Source organism: Denitromonas iodatirespirans (assembly GCF_018524365.1).
GTDB classification, from domain to species: Bacteria; Pseudomonadota; Gammaproteobacteria; order Burkholderiales; family Rhodocyclaceae; genus Nitrogeniibacter; species Nitrogeniibacter iodatirespirans.
This window is the reverse complement of record NZ_JAEKFT010000019.1, coordinates 71,768-89,160: the sequence shown is the minus strand read 5'-3', so window position 1 is coordinate 89,160 and position 17,393 is coordinate 71,768. Positions and strand designations below refer to the sequence as shown.

General features: G+C 69.3%; 5 protein-coding genes. All 5 read left to right on the top strand.

Features of this window, described 5'->3' with window-relative positions; genetic code table 11:
* Positions 1 to 215 precede the first annotated feature (215 nt).
* The 5 genes from I8J34_RS24690 to I8J34_RS16145 all read left to right on the top strand — a co-directional run bounded on the left by I8J34_RS24690 (position 216) and on the right by I8J34_RS16145 (position 17,393).
* On the top strand, positions 216 to 1,085 hold the full coding sequence (locus tag I8J34_RS24690; protein ID WP_230411874.1) for a PEPxxWA-CTERM sorting domain-containing protein: 870 nt from the start codon (positions 216 to 218) through the stop codon (positions 1,083 to 1,085).
* 30 nt (positions 1,086 to 1,115) lie between these two features.
* A complete protein-coding gene (locus tag I8J34_RS16160; RefSeq protein WP_214362664.1) occupies positions 1,116 to 2,546 on the top strand; it encodes a hypothetical protein in 1,431 nt (476 codons plus the stop codon).
* Positions 2,547 to 2,681: 135 nt separating this feature from the next.
* Entirely contained in the window at positions 2,682 to 4,286 is a 1,605-nt protein-coding gene (locus I8J34_RS16155; protein WP_214362663.1) for a ShlB/FhaC/HecB family hemolysin secretion/activation protein, read from the top strand.
* Positions 4,287 to 4,336: 50 nt separating this feature from the next.
* A complete protein-coding gene (locus I8J34_RS16150; protein ID WP_214362662.1) occupies positions 4,337 to 15,604 on the top strand; it encodes a two-partner secretion domain-containing protein in 11,268 nt (3,755 codons plus the stop codon).
* A 106-nt stretch (positions 15,605 to 15,710) separates the two neighbouring features.
* Positions 15,711 to 17,393: a DUF2341 domain-containing protein gene (locus tag I8J34_RS16145; RefSeq protein ID WP_214362661.1), complete on the top strand. Its 1,683-nt coding sequence runs from the start codon at positions 15,711 to 15,713 to the stop codon at positions 17,391 to 17,393.

Below are 17,393 nucleotides of genomic sequence, written 5' to 3'. Positions count from 1 at the left end.
ATCTCCCGTCATTTGGCGCAGCACGCCCGACACCTCGGCTGCCCAGAATGCGTCGGTCGGTCACCCGGCGCATGGCGCTAGTTCGTTCAGCCTACCAACGCCGCTTCGGCGCGGTACCGGGACGTAAAACGCGACCGAGACAATGCATCCGGCTTCGACATGGAGCCGGGACCCCCTCCCGACCAAACCCGATTCAACGCAAGGAGTGTTAGAGCATGAACTTCAAAATGAAAGCGCTGGTGGCCGCTGCCGCCGTCGCCATGGCCGGTGCGGCACACGCCGATATTCAGAACGCAAACATTGGCGCCACGCCGATTGCCAGCGCTCAGTCCGAGCTCGTGTTCTCCGCCTGGAGCGACAGCGCTCAGGTCGGCTTCACCTGGGATGTCGAGCACAGCGGTTTCCTGTCGGCCGTGAGCGATGCCAAGCTGCTCAACATCATCGACGCCAACCCCAAGCAGGCCGCCTCTCTGACCGGCCCGGCCTCGATCGAGTCGAAAGTGGCCGGTGTCAATGGCGTGGTCTTCGACATGAAGATCACTGGCTTTGACGCCTTCCTGAGCGCCGCCGGCGGCGCCAACGATGTCAAGTTCAACCTCTTCGCCGGCAACTCGGTGGGGCTGGATGTGCACCTGGCCTCTTTCAGCAGCCCGCTGGGTGCGTTGTCGGGTGGCATCTTCGACAACGTCGGCAACACGTTCGTCAGCTACGTCAATGCGGTGAACGGCAAGATGACCGGCACCAACGTCACCGACGATGCTGTGGTGACTACTTCGGCTGATGGCGTGGCCTACGCCGGTTCGGCCGCCTGGGGCAACGCCACGCTCTACCCGGGTCTGAGCTTCAATGCCGGCCTGGGCGAAGCCATCGCACTGGCTGTGCTCTACGGCAACAACACGGTCGCCGCCGAAGCCAAGGCCTTCACGCTGAATGGCGGGGCTCTGCAGGCCTCGACCTATCTCGCCCAGGACGGCTATCACCTGCAGATCGCCGCCGTGCCGGCCGTGCCGGAGCCCGAGACCTACGCCATGCTGCTGGCCGGTCTGGGCCTGGTCGGTGCCATCGCCCGTCGTCGTTCCATCTGATCATTTCTCAGACATAAAGGATTCCGACTCATGAAGATCAAGCACATCGCACTCGGTTGCGCCCTCGCCGCCGCCGCCATCGGCGCCCAGGCCGCCTCGGCCATCAACGGCCACACCGTCATCTTCTTCTCCGGCGCCTCGGCCCCGGACAAGTTCATGGCCGACATCTCCACCTCGATCCTGACCGGCGCCGTGCAGTACCGTGGTGTCAATGCCGACAACAGCATCAACGGCAACTACAACGCCTTCGTTGGCGAAGCCAACAACATCCCGGGCGTGGCCAACGGCACCAAGCTGGCCATCATCAAGCGCTCCGAGGGGGGCTCCGAGCGCGGCGTGGGCCCGGTCGGCCAGCAGCTCAACATCCGCACCATGGACCTCAATGACTGCGACCTGACCGCCAGGACCTGCAAGCTGATGGGCGACGATCAAGCCGGCGTGGGCGGCTTGGTGCCCGACATGGGCGTGTCCGACGTCGAGCCGGCGATGTTCGTCGGCCTCGGCGTCAACGTGCCGAGCGATGGTGCCGAGACCCCGGCCAACCTGTTCGCCGAAGTGCAGCCGGTGAACCAGCTGATGTTCGGCATCGTGGCCACCAACTCGATCCCGGCCAACACCCATTTCTCGCGCGTCAGCTACGGCAACCTGCTGTCGGGCAAGTACGAGACCTGGAGCCAGTTCTCCGCCGCGCTGAACGACGGCGCCGCCGAAGACAACGTGGTGGTCTGCCGTCGTGTGCCGGGCTCGGGCACCCAGGCCTCGTACAACATGTACTTCAACAACTTCCCGTGCGGCAGCGCCAGCAACGCCACGACGCCTATCGCCGGTGTGTTCGATAGCGATTTCGCTGCCTTCAACGGCAACGGCGACGGTTCCGAAGCCAGCCCCTTCGAGATCGACCCGAGCCTGGCGACCGGCAAGATCGTGATCGAGAACTCCGGTTCGGGCGATGTGCGCAACTGCTTGAAGGCCGCCAACGGCCGCACCGAGCACAAGGCGCTGGGCGCCGACGGCTTCTGGTACACCGTGAAGTTCCAGAACGGTGCCAAGCCCTACCGCGCGATCGGCGTACTGTCGACCGACAGCTACGGCAAGGAGTCGGGCTGGGCCTTCCGCATGCTGGACGGCGCGGGCACCTACAACCTCGCCACCCAGACGGCTTCGGCCGGTGCCACCGGTGTGGCCCCGAGCAAGGCCAACCTGGTGTCGGGCGCGTATGACTTCGTGCTCGAGCTGTCGATGCAGCATGCCGGCCTGACCGGTGTGAAGAAGGCGGTGTTCAACGAGATGGTCCGCCGTGCCGGTTCGACCACCTACACCGGCGACACCACCGGCGTGTTCACCACGGTGCCGAACGCCTTCGCCACCCTGCCGCAGATCGGCGATGCCGTGGCCCAGCCGACCCTGGTTGCCAGCCACACCCGCCTGGCCAACTCCTGCGCCCCGCTGCAGAAGTTCTAAGCCTTGCAAGCGGCCGGCCCGGCGGAAGCCGGGCTGTTCGATGGTCCGCGGGCCCGGCAACGGGCTCGCGGCATTTTGTCGTGTAGGGGGCTGATTTCCTTTATGGCGCCCCTGATGCATTGCCCGAACCGACCGATGACACTTTTTCTCGACATGTTTCGTACTTGTTTGCGTTGTCTGTGCGTGGCCGTGTGTGCGCTCGGCGCGTCGCTGGCCTCTGCGCAGGAGGGCGGCTTCGACGTGCTGGAATTTGCCGTCGAAGGCAACACGGCGCTGCCGGTGCTGGCGATCGAGCGGGCGGTGTATCCGCAGCTCGGGCCGGGCGGTGGCGTGGCGGCGGTAAATGCCGCGCGCGATGCGCTGGAGCGCGCCTACCATGACGCGGGCTACCTGACGGTGACCGTCGAGGTGCCGCAGCAGAAGGTCGATGGCGGCCTGGTGCGGTTGCAGGTGGTGGAAGGGCGCGTCGAGCGGCTGAAGGTCAGCGGTGCGCAATACACGCTGCCAAGCCGGGTGCGTGAGCAGACGCCCTCGATGGCCAAGGGTGAGGTGCCGAATTTCAACGACGTGCAGGAGGATTTGACCCGCCTGGGGCGCAATCCGGACCTGCGCATCAATCCCTTGTTGCGCCCGTCGGCGCGGCCGGGATCGATCGAGGTGGAACTGGCGATGGACGACCAGTCGCCGCTGCACGGCAGCCTCGAGCTGAATAACAAGAAAAGCGCCGATACCGATGCCGGCCGCCTCGAGGGCGCGGTGCGCTATGACAACCTGTGGCAGCGCCGCCACTCGATCGGCATCAACTATTTCGTGTCGCCGGCCAACCGGGACGACGTCGAGGTGTGGGGTGTGAACTATGCCGCCCCGCTCGGCAAAGCGACCCTGGCCGGCTTCTTTGCGCGCTCGACCAGCGACGTGCCGACCGCCTTCGACACGCAGTCGATCGGCAACGGCGACACCATGGGCTTTCGCTGGATCCGGCCCCTGCCGGCGCTGCAGGGCTTTTTCCATTCCCTGAGCCTGGGGGCCGACTACAAGGACAACGCGCAGCGCACCGAACTCGGTGGCGGATTCGCGCTGAGCCAGCCGATCAAGTACTGGACGCTGGTGGCGCAGTACAACGCCGGCTGGCAGCGCGGGCCGGGGACGTGGCGCCTGGGGGCGGGCTTTTCGTTCGGCCTCGACGGGCTCAATCGCAAGGACATCGACTGCAACGGGGTGACGGTGGACCAGTTCGAGTGCCGGCGGCCCGACGCCGAGCCGACCTTCAGCGTGTTGCGCCTCGACCTGGAGTACACACGACCGTTCGGCAAGGGCTGGATCGCCAAGTCGCGGCTCGACGTTCAGCGGGCGAGCGGACCGCTGGTCAATACCGAGCAGTTCTCGGCCGGCGGCATGGACTCCGTGCGCGGCTATCTGGAAGGCGAGCGCCAGGGCGATGACGGGCTCAAGTGGTCGTCGGAGCTGGCGACGCCGGCCCTGTGGGTGATTGCCGAGCGTTATCCGGTGACGGCGTTCTCCTTCTATGACTGGGCCCATCTGGAAACCCAAAACACCCTGCCGGGGCAGGACGCCTCCGCGGTGCTGGCCAGCGCGGGGGTTGGTCTGCGTGTTGGCGAGGGGCGCGGCCTCAAGGCGGAACTGGCCTGGGCGCAGGTGTTCCACGCGGGGGCGGATGGCCCGAAGCGGACCCGCGATGGCGATGGCCAGGCGCTGGTGCGGGTGAAGTACGAATTCTGAGCAGGGTGCGTGGGCGCCGCGTACTGCGCGCCCGCGACCGGGAGAAAGTCATGAATCGCAATCGATATCGTCTGGTCTTCAGCCGTCGTCTGGGTTTCCGCATTCCGGTGGCCGAGCATCTGTCGTCCTGCCCCAAGGGCGCGACGGGCGTGCGTGTGGCCGTGGCCGGCGCCCTGGCCCTGCTCGGGGGGAGCGCCTTGGCGGGGGCCAATTTGCCCACGCCGGCATCGGTTTTCGTGCGCGCCGGGTCGCCGGGCACGGCCAACCTGCCGACCGTCAACGGCACGACCATGACCATCCAGCAGACCTCGCAGGCGCCGGTGGTCATGCAGTGGCAGAACTTCGACATTGGGCAGGGGCACACGGTGCGCTTCGTGCAGCCGACGGCACAGTCCCGCGCGATCAACGTGGTGTTGCCGGGCGGGACGCGTAGCGACATCTACGGCAACCTGCAGGCCAACGGGCAGGTGTACCTGTTCAACCAGGCGGGCATCCTGTTCGGGCCGGGGGCGCGGGTGGATGTGGGCGGGCTGGTGGCGTCCACGCTGAAGCTGAACGACAAGCTGATCGAGCAGTCCTTGTCGGCCCTGTCGGGCTACGACGCGGTGGCGCGTACCTACACCTACGGTGAAGCGGCGCTGGCTCGCGACGGGGCGGCCGGCGATATCCGGGTCGAGCAGGGCGCGCGTATCGTCGCCGCGAAGAACGGCCGGGTCCTGATTGCCGCGCCGAATGTGACCAACGCCGGCGAGATCTCGACGCCGGAGGGCCAGACCCTCCTGGCTGCGGGTGAAAAGCTCTACATCGCCGATTCCATCGACAGCCGCCTGCGCGGGGTGCTGGTCGAAGTGTCCGGCGGTGGCTCGGTGACCAACGAGGCGGCCGGTGCGCTGCTGGCCGAACGCGGCAACATCACGCTGGCCGGCCTCAATGTGTCGCAGCAGGGCGCCGCGCGGGCGACCACCTCGGCCACGCTGAACGGCTCGATCTACCTGCAGGCCCGGAGCAGTGTCGAGGGCGCCAACGGGGGGCTCACGGCACAATACGACAGCGGTGCGGTGGTGCTCGGCGCGGCCAGCACGACCACGATCGATCCGGAATCCACGGCCGCCGATACCTTGCGCGATGATGCGGCCTTCAATCGCAGTGAGGTGGATCTGGTCGGCAAGACCATCGATCTGCAGGGGCAGGCGCGCATTTCCGCCACGGCCGGCAGCGTGACCCTCACCGCCGTGGCCGACCGTGGCGCGGGCGGTGTGGTTGATCCCGAGGACGCCAAGACCGCCGCCATTCGGGTTGGCGACCAGGCCAGCATCGATGTGTCCGGCCTGCGCGACGTAAAGGTGGCCGGCAATCGGGACGTGGTCGACGTCGAACTGCGCGGCGATGAGCTGAAGGACTCGCCCCTGCAGCGCGATACGGCCGAGGGCCGCCCGCTGTATGGCAAGAAGGTGTCGATCGATGTCGTCAAGGGCTTCGAGGTGGACGACGGCGCCGCGCCGTTGGCGGACATCTCCGGCTATCGCAAGGGTATCGAGCGTAGCGTGGCCGAGCTGTCGACGGTCGGCGGGACGATCGCGCTGCAGTCGGAGGGCCGTGTCACGTTGGCACAGGATGCCTCGCTCGACGTGTCGGGCGGCAGCGTCACCTACACCTCGGATGGCGCGCAGCTGACGCCCAAGACCTACTTGAAGACCCAGGCCGGGCCCTGGGTTGCGGTGGAGAACGCGCGCGCGGATGTGCGCTATACCGGCGAGACCCGCACGGTGCTGCAACAGACGGCGGATCGCGTGATCGGCAACGATGCCGGCCGGGTGGTCGTCAGCGGTCAGTCGGTGACGCTGGACGGCCAGCTGCGGGCCAGCACGGTCCGCGGCATCGATCAGCGCACGTCCACCGCCACCAGCCGCCGCTGGTTCGACTGGTCCTACGCCGGCGAGGCGTCTGCGGCCAGTGCCTTCGTCGAGCGGATCGAAAGTCAGGTGCTCGAGCGCGAGCGCGTGCGCACCCGCATCGAGCAATTCGTTGGCAATCCGCTGACGCGGGCGAACCTGGTGCAGACCGGCCGACTCGGCTGGACCGGCTCGGCGGCGCCGCAGGGCGGCACGCTGGAATTGCGCGCCAACCTGGATGATGCTGCGGCCAGCGCCGCCGTGGGTGACATCGTGCTGACCGGCGCCGTACCGGCAGCGGGCGTGCGGGCCGCCGATACCTTGTATCTGTCGTCCAGCCTGCTGCACGGCGGCGGCTTCAATCAGCTGCTGCTGGCCGGGCGGGGGGCGTTCACCCTGGCGGCGGGCACGGTCATCGATGGGATGGTGGGCAGCCGCCTGAGCGTCACGGCGCGAGAGGTCCGTGTGGAGGGCGCGCAGGGCGGTGTCGCGGGGGCGCAGGTCCATCTGCCTGGCGGCGAGATCCTGCTGAGTACTGTGAACCCGGTCGCCGAGCAGAGCCAGCGCCCGGAGGACAACGGGATCTCGGTGGGCTCGGGTGCCCGGCTGTCGACCGCGGGGGTGTGGACCAATGACCGGCTGAGCCCGCCGGCGGCCCTGTCGCCGGCCGCGGTGGCGGTCGATGGCGGCACGATCCGGCTCGATTCAAACGCCGATCTGACGGTCAACGGGGCGCTCGATGCCTCCGCCGGCGCCTGGCGCGTGGCGAACGGGTCGGTCAAGACCGGCGACGGCGGGCGCATCGCGCTGGCGACCGGCAGTTTCGGCGATGGTGCAACGCCCAGCCGCGCCCTGGTCCTGGGGCCGCAGTCGTCGCTGACGGCCTACGCGAGCGCAAGCTTCGACGGCGCCGACAGCGGCCACGGCGGCACCCTGGCGGTCGATGCGTCGGCGTTGCTGCTGGCGCCGGCGTCGCTGCCGGCCGGCGGCACGAGCGCCGGGACGCTGCGGCTGGACGATACCTTCTTCGGCCAGGGCGGTTTCAGCGATTTCCTGCTCACCGGCAAGACGCGGGTGGACATCGCCGCCGGCGCCAGCATCGCGCCGGTTCCCTGGGTGCAGGCGATTTCACCGCAGCAGCAACTGGCTGCCAGCGCCCGCACGCTGAGCGCGGCGAGCCTGCGCCGCGACAGTGCGTTCGTTGGCGGCCCGGGGTCGATGACGATCGCCTCGGACGCGTCGGCGGTCGGCACGATCGTCATGGCGCAGGGCAGCCGGATCGCGATGTCGCCCGGCGGGCGCATTACGCTTGATGCGGCGGCGCGTATGGCGGTGGACGGCGTTTTGCAGGCGCGCGGCGGGGAGGTGTCCCTGAGCACGGCGCCGGTGGTGCCCGACCTGACCAACCGCGACCGCCTGAACCCGGCCGACAACATCCACCTCGGGCAGCAGGTGCGCATCGATGTGTCCGGCGCGACGGTGGCGACACCAGGCGCCCCCTGGAACGAGGGGCAGGTGCTCGACGGTGGCAATATTGCGATCGACGCCGGCCGCGGCTATGTGGTGATGCAGTCGGGCGCCGCGTTGGTGGCCGATGGCGCCGTCGGCATGCTGGACATCGTCTCGCCGTTTGGCGGTGTGGCGCGCAATCAGGTGGTGGCCAGCGCGGGTGGGACCATTGCCGTGTCGGCGCGCGAGGGCATGTTACTCGACGGCATGCTGAGCGCGCATGCCGGCCGCCCCGGGGTGGCCGGTGGCGAGCTGTCGCTGGCGCTGTCGTCCCAGGGACAGTGGTTCGGCGTGGTCGGCGAGACCTTCGGCGGCAATCTGAACCCGGCGCGGACGCTGGTTGTGGCCACCGGCGGCAGCGCCGGCGCAGACGCCATTGCGGCCGGCAGCGTGGTGCCCAGCGCGTCCCATCTGGGACGTGCGCGCATCGACAGCGCCAAGCTGACTGCCGGTGGGTTCCAGGACGTGCGCCTGGCCAGTACCGACACCATTGCCTTCGAGGGGGATACGACGCTGGCGCTGCCTGGGCGTTTGCGCCTCGAAGCGCCGAACCTGACGGGCGATGCGGCCGCCAACGTGACGTTGAGCGCCGCGTCGATCGCGCTGACCCAGAGCGACAACAGCGCCCTGCGCAAGCGCCCGAACGCGCCGACCGGCGCGACCGGCAGCGGTGCCCTGGTGCTGCAGGCCAATGAAATCGATGTGCGGGGCCGTGTGGCGGTGAGCGGTTTTGCCAGTACGCGGCTGGCCGCGCTGAACGAAATGCGCCTGTCGGGGCAGGACGCGGGCGGGGAGCTTGTCGGCCGCCTGGTGACCAATGGCGATCTCACGCTGGCGGCGGGCGTGATCTACCCGACCTCCGGCGCGGACTTCTCGGTCGAGCTGCGCAACAACCCGTTGGGGACGCTGAGCATCGCGGCAATCGGCGCCGACCGTACGCCGTGGTCGGCGCTCGGTCGCCTGAGCCTGATCGCGCCGAACATCGTGCAGGGCGGCCGCCTGCGGGCGCCGTTTGGCGAACTGAGCCTGAGCAGCGGCCTGCTGACCGACAGTGGCACCACGCTGGGTGACCGGACGAGCACGCCCGTGGTGGGCGGGCGGGTCGAGCTGGTCGATGGCAGCGTGACCTCGGTGAGTGCGGATGGCATGACGCTCCCCTACGGGCAGACGCAGGTCGCGGGGCGGGAGTGGGTGTTCGATACCGGCACCTCGCTCAAACCGCTCGAGACGGCGCCGGACAAGCGCATCGCGCTGTCGGGCGACCGGATCGACATCGGGCAGGGCGCCCTGGTCGATGTGTCTGGCGGGGGCGACCTGCAGGCCTGGGAGTTCATCGCCGGGCGGGGCGGCTCGACCGATCTGCTGGCCGGCAGCGCGGGCACCTATGCCCTGGTGCCGGCGATCGGCAGCGGCGCAGCGCCGTATGCGGCCGACACCTGGTCGGACAGCCCGGTCCAGGTCGGTCAGATCGTGCGCATCCTGAGTGGCGCCAACGGATTGCCGGCGGGCGACTATACCTTGCTGCCCGCACGTTACGGCCTGGTCGACGGGGCCTACACCATCCGTATCCGCGACGACATGGCGGACCTGTCGCCGACCGGCGGGTTCGTCGGCACCGACGGCATCGCGGTGGTGGCGGCGCGATTTGGCGAGAAGCTTGCCGGCGGCGCGGTGTTCGACAGCCGCACGGTGGGGCTCGAAGTGCTCAGCGGGCGGGATGTCCGCCTGCGCTCGGAGTATCTGGAGAGCGCCGCCAGCACCTTCTTTCCCGCCGCCGGGGGCTCGGTGGCGGACGCCGGCCGGCTCGCCTTGCGGGCCGGCAGCCAACTGGACGTGACCGGCATCGTGCGGGCCAACAAGGGCGCGGGCGGGCGCGGCAGCCAGATCGATCTGACCGCCGACCGCCTGGCCGTGCTCGCCGACGGTCGGCCGGCGCAGGCCGGGGAGGTGGTGCTCAGCCCGGAGCTATTGGCACGATTGAATGCCGAGAGCCTGCTGCTCGGGGCGACCCGCGAGCGCGTGCTCGGCGACGGTGCCACGCCGACCTGGCTGATCGCCTCCGACGCGCCAAGCGGTGGCGCGAACAGTGTGCGGGTCGATACGCGGGATGGCGATGCGCTCAAGGCGCCGGAGATCATCTTGGCGGCGCGGGACACGCTGAGCGTCGAGAGCGGCTCGCGCATCGAGGCTACGGCCGGCGCCACGCAGGCGCCCCAGACCCTGGTGGTGGCGGGTAGCGGCACGGCGGCCGATGGCGCGCTGCTGCATGTCTCGTCCGGCGGCGGCGTGACGGTGCAGCGCGACACGCCGAGCGGCAGTTCGGGGTCACTGGTCATCGGCCGGAACGCGACTCTCGCCGGGCGCAGCATCACCAGCGATGCGACGGGCAGCGTTCGCCTGGACGGGGTCGATGCCGGCAACCGGCAGTTCGACCTGACCGAGACCGGCGGCACGGTGACCTTCTCGGCCAGCCGCCTGGGATTCGGCCAGGTGTCCGCCGGCACCACCGGTCTGGTGCTCGACGCCTCGGCGCTGGCCGAACTGGGCGATGCCGCGGTGCTGGCCCTGCGCAGCTATTCGACGGTCGACCTCTACGGCGCGACGACGATCGGTGCGAGCACGCTGGACGCATTGGTGATCGACGCGGCCGGCATCGTGACGCGTGATGCGGCCGGGGCCCAGCAGAACATCGTGGCGAAGTCCGTGACCTTGACGCACACCGGCACGGCGGTGGCCGCCTCGGTGAATGCCGATGCGGGCAGCCAGCTGAACATCAGTGCCGAACGGATCGTGCTTGGCGAAACCCCGGCGGCGGGCGCCTTCCGCTCGACCGGCGCGGCGCAGACCACGTGGTCCGCCAGCGCCGAGGTGATCGGGCAGGGCGAGGGCCGCCATGTCGTGGACGGTGATCTGGCCGTGACGACCGGCCGGATGACGGTCGCCACCGGGGCGGATACCACGCTCGATGTCGGTCAGACCTTGACCGTGACGTCGAGCGGCTCGGCGCCTGGCACGGCGGCCGGTGTCGGTGGCCGGCTGGCCCTGAATGCCGAGCAGATCGCCGTGAGCAGTCGTGTCGAAGCCCGCGCGGGTGAAGTGATGTTGACCGCGCGCTCCGGCGACGTGGTGATCGACAGCGCCGACCCGCTCCGGCCGGGCCTCGTGTCGGCGGCCGGTGTCGAGGTTGCACTGGGGCCTCAGACGGCCGCCTTCTCGGCCGGGCAGGTCCGGTTGCAGGCCGATGCGGGCGACGTGGTGGTCGGCGCCGGCGGCCTCGTCGATGTGTCGGCACCGGGCGGCGCCGACGCGGGCGAGGTGTCCTTGATTGCAACCCAGGGCAAGCTGGTGCTCGACGGCGCATTGAAGGCCACGACATCGCCCGCGGCGGACCTGACACCATCGGGCGGCGCGCTGGCGGTCGATGTGGCGCAGCTCGGGGATGCCGCCGGTAGCCTGGCTGCGTTGGCCAGAGCGTCGGCCGACTTCACCCGTGCGGTCAATGTGCGGGTGCGCTCCGGCGACATGGTGCTGGGCGCGACGGATCGCATCGCGTCCGAAGACATCGGGCTGTTTGCCGACGACGGCCGGATCGATCTGCACGGCGTGCTCGACGCCTCGGGCGACAAGGGCGGAGCCATCCGTGTCTATGCCAATGGCGGCAACCGCGCCGGCAGTGGCGTGCTGAACGTCGATGGCGCCCGGCTGCTGGCCATGGGGCAGGGCGCAGGCGGAGCCGGCACGGCCGGCGATGGCGGGCGCATCGAACTGGGCGTGTCGGCCAGCGACGGCAGTGCGGCCTCGCCGCGCCTGATCCTCCAGCGCGGGCGGGTCGATGTGAGCAGCGTGAACGGCGCCGGCGGCGACGTGGTGTTGTCGGCGCCACGCGGCGCGGATGGCACGAGCATGGCAATGGACGCCATCGACACCCGCGTCATGGAGATCGTCGGTGCCGGTGCGGTGGATGTGGTCGGCTATGCGCGCGAGAGTGCGCGCCGCATCGTGACCAGCGGCAACAACAGCGGCAGCACGCTCAATCTGGGGGGTTTGTTCGAACTGGTCAACGACGCGATCTCTGGTGCCGGCGTGCCGACCACCGCGCGGGTCGTCGGCCGGGAGGCGGTCGTGGTGTTCGGGCGGGCGCTGTTGGGCGCGACCGCCGGTGACGATTTCGAAGCCCTGGCCCGGGCCGATGGCGGCAGCTGGCTGGGGGCCTTGCTGGGGGATCTGGTGGGGGACGCGGCGGGCAATGTCGACCTCCAGGTGGCGGCAGGCCGGGCCATTGATCAGGCGTTCCGCGGGGTGGCCGGTGGTGCCCATAGGACGGAGCGGAGTGTGGCGGCGGTGCTGGCGGCCGGGCTCGAACAACTCGGCACCCCCGCTGCGGTGGCCGCCGCCGTGCGCAGCGATCTGGAAAGCACGCTGATCGCCGGCAGCAGCGATGCCGCGGCGCTGGCGTCTGCGCGTGCGGTGCTGGCGCAGCATGGTCTGGGCGCGGGATCGGCCGCCGACAGTTTCCTGAGTGGCGCGACGACCGATCTGGTCGACGCGACCCGGGTGGTGTCCCAGGCGGCCAGCGCGGCGGGGCTGGCGGCGACCCCCGAATCGGCCGTCAAACTGGCGGTCAGCGCGTTCGGCACGCAGCGCAGCTACGGCGCCAACCGGGCATTGACGAGCGCTCAGGCCACCGCGCTGGCGAACCAGGTGTGGTCGCTGGGTAATCCGGATGCGGGGCGCTATCGCGTGTTCGCGTCGACCCAGCGCTTCATCGGCCATGCCGACGCGATGATCGCCTCGCTGGGTTTGGCGGGTGTTGCCAACGTGGGCGCTCGCGCCGAGATTCAGGTGCGCAGCAGCGGCGACCTGCGGGTGGACGACGTGCTCGACTTCGGCAATGTGGCGGTGTCGAGCAGCCCGTTCGGCAACATCGGCACGGGCATCCTGCCGGTGTGGCAGTCGGGCAATCACGCCGGCATGCTGACCCTGGTCGCCGCCGGCAACGTGAACATCAACAAGAGCGTGCTGGATGGCAAGACCCGCCGCTATGTCTCGTCGGCGTCCACCGGTGCCTTCCGGCCCGATAGCCAGAGCGAATTCGCGCTGGCCGGGACGCCGTCATGGGCGTTGCGGGTGGTGGCCGGCGCCGATGGCACGGCCGCGGACCCGATGGGCACGATGCCGGCGGATGCTTTCGGCCGCGGGCGTGTGACCGTGGCCCGGGATGCCGTGATGCGCACTGGCACCGCGCAGATCGACCTGGCCGCGCAGGGCGATGTGGTGCTCGGCGGTAGCACGGCGGCGGTGTTCACCGTCGGCACGATCGATGCGGGCGCGACCGATTTTCGCGACGACGCGCGCCTGAGCCGGGCGCGCGACAACTTCGGCCGCGATGGCGGCGATATCCGGATTCGCGCGGGCGGCAGCCTGACGGCCGTGGGCCGCGCGGTGCAGGACGTTTCCGCCTGGCTCAAGCGCCAGGGCAGCGTGGATGGCGATGGCCGTATCTACGCCGACGGGCCGACGGCGAGCAACCCGACCTGGTTCGTCCAGCCGGAGAATTTCGGGCAAGGCGTGGCCACGCTGGGCGGCGGCGACCTGATCGTGAGCGTCGGCCAGGACGTGCGCAACGTGGTCCTGGCGACAGCCACCGCCGGGCGTATCGAGGGCGGGATCGGCGACCCGGCGAGTGCTGCAAACCTGCGCGTGACCGGTGGTGGCGATCTGACGGTGGTGGCCGGGCGGGATGTGACCGGTAGCACCTTGTACGCGGGGGCGGGTGATGCGCGGTTGGCGGCGGGACGCAATGTCGGGTCGACCTCCGCGAGCGATGCGGTTCGTGTCGCGCTGGGGGATACGCGCTTTCGGGTGTCGGCGCGGGGTGATGTGATCCTGAAGGATGTCTTCAACCCGACGCTCGAAGGCAGCGCGACCGGGACGTATTTTTCCACCTACGGTGCGGCATCGGCCCTGCGTGTCGACGCGCTGGCCGGCCGGATTGCACTCGGCAGCTTCGCCTTCGGCCCGGCGCAGCTGTGGTTGTCGGCACCGGCCGGCGACATCGAGATCGCCGGCGGCACCTTGCTACCGAGCGAGCACACCGTCGTCAGCCTGCTGGCGCAGGAGGATGTCGTGTTTTCCGGCACCTTGACCCTGTCCGGCCTGGATCCTGACAGCATTGCCCGTCCGGCACGGCCGGTGAGCAACAACGCGTCCTTCCTCGTGGGGGCGCCGGCGGCCCGCCCAGTGGCGCTGACTAGCACCCGCGCGGTGACGGTGGTGTCTGCGCAGGGCGATGTCATCGGCCCGGATCATCGCACCGGCGGTGCTACTCCGGCGCTGGTGTCCTCCCTGCCGGTGGCGGTGTATTCGGGCGGCGATGTGAAAGACTTCGGCTTTGTTGCCACGCACGGCCGGCTGGACCAGGTGTCGACGGTGACCGCACTGGGCGATGTGGTCTTTGCGCCCAAGCTCAATCCCTCCACCGGTGCGCTGGAGAACACCTCGACCGTGGGTATGATCGTCCATGGTCCGGGCCGCCTGGCCGTCACGGCAGGCGGCGATGTGGACCTGGGCAACAGTCTGGGCATCGTGTCGCGCGGCAATGTCGACAACGCCTATCTGCCAGAGCTGTCGGCGGCGATCGATGTACTGGCAGGCACGCGCGGCGCGGACTATGCGGCACTCCTTGCCGCCACCCGCCCGGGCGATGCGGCCGGCACCGATGTGTTCGATCGCACGATGCTGGGCATTCTCGGCGGTGGTTCGCTCGAGGCCTTGTTGGGAGATCCGGACAATGCCACGCTGAACACGCGCCGCGAGACCAGCCGGGCTGAGCTGCAGGTGTGGTTTGGCCGCTATGACGACGCCTTGTTGAGCCACATGCGGGCAAAGACCGGCAACGCCGGTCTGGATCGGGCCGCCGCCGAGGCCGCGTTTGCCGCCTTGCCCGGTGCCGAGCGCGAGGCGTTCTTCCAACAGCAGCGCCCGGTGCTGAACGAAATCCTTTTCGCGTCGCTGCGCTATGCCGGCCGGATGGGAGATGCGCTGGCAGCCGGGGCCGGTGGCTATGCCGCGGGCTTCCAGGTGCTGGCGTCGGCCTTCCCCGCGGGCGGCGAAGGGAATATCGAGGGCTTCCTCAGCCAGTTCAAGACGGTGCAGGACGTCGAGAGCGCCGATTCGCTCGCCTCGGCCGGACTGCCCCCCGATCATCAGGAGCATGCCTCCGCGATTGCCTTGATCGCGCCCTATGGCGCGGTGAACGTGGGTGTGCCGGGCGGTGTCGCGGGCGACCCGACGCGTACCGGCGTGGTGGCGATCGGCAAGGGCAATGTCGACATCGTGGCGCGCGACAGCGTGGAGGTGGGGCCGTCGCGCATCTTCACCCTCGGCGGCGGCGCCATTCAGGCCTGGAGCTCGCTGGCAGACATCGATGGCGGCAGTTCGCCGAAGACGGCGGCCGCGACGCCGCAACCCACGCTGCGACCCAAGGGCGACAGTTTCGAGCTCGATGTCTCGGCCAGCGTGTCGGGCGGGGGGATCGCCACGCTCAAGAAGCTGCCCACGGTCCGCAATGCGCCGGTCAGGCTGTATGCCCCCAACGGCGTCGTCGATGCGGGCGATGCGGGGATCCGGGTCAGCGGCGATCTCGAAATCGGCGCGCAGCAGATCATCGGCGCCGACAATATTTCGGTGGGCGGCAGCCTGTCCAGCTCGGCATCTGCTCCGCCGCCCGCCGCGCCAGCCGTATCGCCGGCCTCATCGAATCCGACCGATGCCGTGGAGGCTGCCAATGCCGCGCTCGAGAACGATCCGCCGGCCGCCGGGCCGTCCGGGGACTCGTCCTTGCTGACGGTCGAGGTCCTGGCGATGGGCGAGGGCTGCGACGAGGCGGCGCGCAAGCGGGGCGAGTGCCAAGAGTAAGCAGGGGGCGGTAGTTCTTTCGGACTACCGCCGGGGCGTGCTGGACGCCCGCCCGCTTAACACGCCATGGCCATCATGACGGGCTGAGTCCGGAGCCCGAGTTGCCATGAAGAAACTGTTTGCCCTCGTCCTTGCGCTGGCCCTGCCGGTGAGCGCGCATGCCTGGTGGAACGAAGCCTGGACCGCGCGCCGCGCGGTGGTCATCGACACCACCGCCGAGACCGGCGTGGCGGTACCGGCGGCGTCGATGGTGACGGTGCCGGTGCGCCTGCACAGCGGCAACTTCGATTTTCTGGGTGCCAAGCTCGACGGCAGCGATCTGCGCTTCATGGCGGCGGACGACCTCACGCCGCTCAAATTCCATATCGAACGCTATAACAGCACCGACGAGCTGGCGCTGGCCTGGGTGCAGGTGCCGCAGGTGGCGCCGCAGATGGCCGACCAAAAGGTGTTCGTCTATGTCGGCAATGTCGGCGCGGCGGCCGAGCAGGATGCGGCCGGCAGCTATGACGCCAGCACCGCGGCGGTCTTCCACTTTGCGCAGGGCGATGCACCGCCGGTGGATTCGAGCAAACATGCCAACGTGGCGACAGCGCCGGTGGCGATCGAGACGGCCGGGTTGCTCGGCGCCAGCGCACGTTTCGACGGCACGCAGGCGATGGAGATTGCGCCGTCGGCCGCGCTGGCGCTGGACGGGTCGCGCGGGCTGACGTTGTCGATGTGGCTGCGTCCCGACGACGGGGTGACCGAGGGCACGCTTTACCAACAGGACGGGGTGCGCCTCGACCTGGTCGGCGGCACGCTGGTGCTGCGCACGCCGGCCGGGGATGTCACCGGCGGCGGCGTGGGCGCCGGGGCCTGGCATCACGTGGCGGTGAGCGTGGGCGGCGGCAAGGTGGTGTTCTATGTCGATGGCGATCAGGTGGCGGCCGGCGAGGTGCAGCTGCCCTTGCTGCAGGCGCCGGTGCGCATCGGCGAGGGCTTTGTCGGCCTGCTCGACGAGTTGCAGATCAGCAACACCGTGCGCAGCGGCGACTGGGTGAAGCTGGCGGTGGCGGCGCAGGGGCCCGAAGGCCGCCTGCTGCGGGTGGTCGAAGATGCTGGCGAGGCGGCCGACGAGGGCGGGCATTCCTACTTTGGTGTGCTGGTCGACAACCTGACGGTCGATGCCTGGGTGGTGATCATCATCCTGATGGTGATGTTCGCCATTGCGTTGCTGGTGATGGTGGCCAAGGCGCAGTTCGTGGCCCGGGTGGATCGCCACAATCGGGCCTTCCTGCAGCACTTCCGCGAGGCGAAGGACGATTTTCTGTCGATCGCGCAGGGCAGGGCGCATGCGCATTCGTCGCTGTTCCGGCTGTATTCGGCCGGGGTGCGCGAGGTCGGAAAGCGGGTGGCGGATGGCCGCGAGCACCTGACCGGCGCCTCGCTCAATGCCATCAAGGCCTCGGTCGATGCCGATCTAGTGCGCGAGTCGCACCGCCTCAACGACAAGATGGTGCTGCTGACCATCGCCATCTCGGGCGGTCCTTTTCTCGGTCTGCTCGGTACCGTGGTGGGGGTGATGATCACCTTTGCGGCGATCGCGGCGGCCGGTGATGTGAACGTCAATGCCATCGCGCCGGGTATCGCTGCGGCGCTGCTGGCCACGGTGGCCGGCCTGGCCGTGGCGATTCCGGCACTGTTCGGCTACAACTACCTGGCCGGGCGGATCAAGAACATCTCGGCGGACATGCACATCTTCGTCGATGAGTTCATTACCCGCATCGCCGAAGTCTACGACCGTTAA

Excerpts from the sequence above, each read along its gene's own strand:
- I8J34_RS16155 (WP_214362663.1), top strand. The coding sequence starts at position 2,682 with ATGACACTTTTTCTCGACATGTTTCGTACTTGTTTGCGTTGTCTGTGC.
- I8J34_RS16150 (WP_214362662.1), top strand. The coding sequence starts at position 4,337 with ATGAATCGCAATCGATATCGTCTGGTCTTCAGCCGTCGTCTGGGTTTC.
- I8J34_RS16145 (WP_214362661.1), top strand. The coding sequence starts at position 15,711 with ATGAAGAAACTGTTTGCCCTCGTCCTTGCGCTGGCCCTGCCGGTGAGC.
- I8J34_RS16160 (WP_214362664.1), top strand. The coding sequence starts at position 1,116 with ATGAAGATCAAGCACATCGCACTCGGTTGCGCCCTCGCCGCCGCCGCC.
- I8J34_RS24690 (WP_230411874.1), top strand. The coding sequence starts at position 216 with ATGAACTTCAAAATGAAAGCGCTGGTGGCCGCTGCCGCCGTCGCCATG.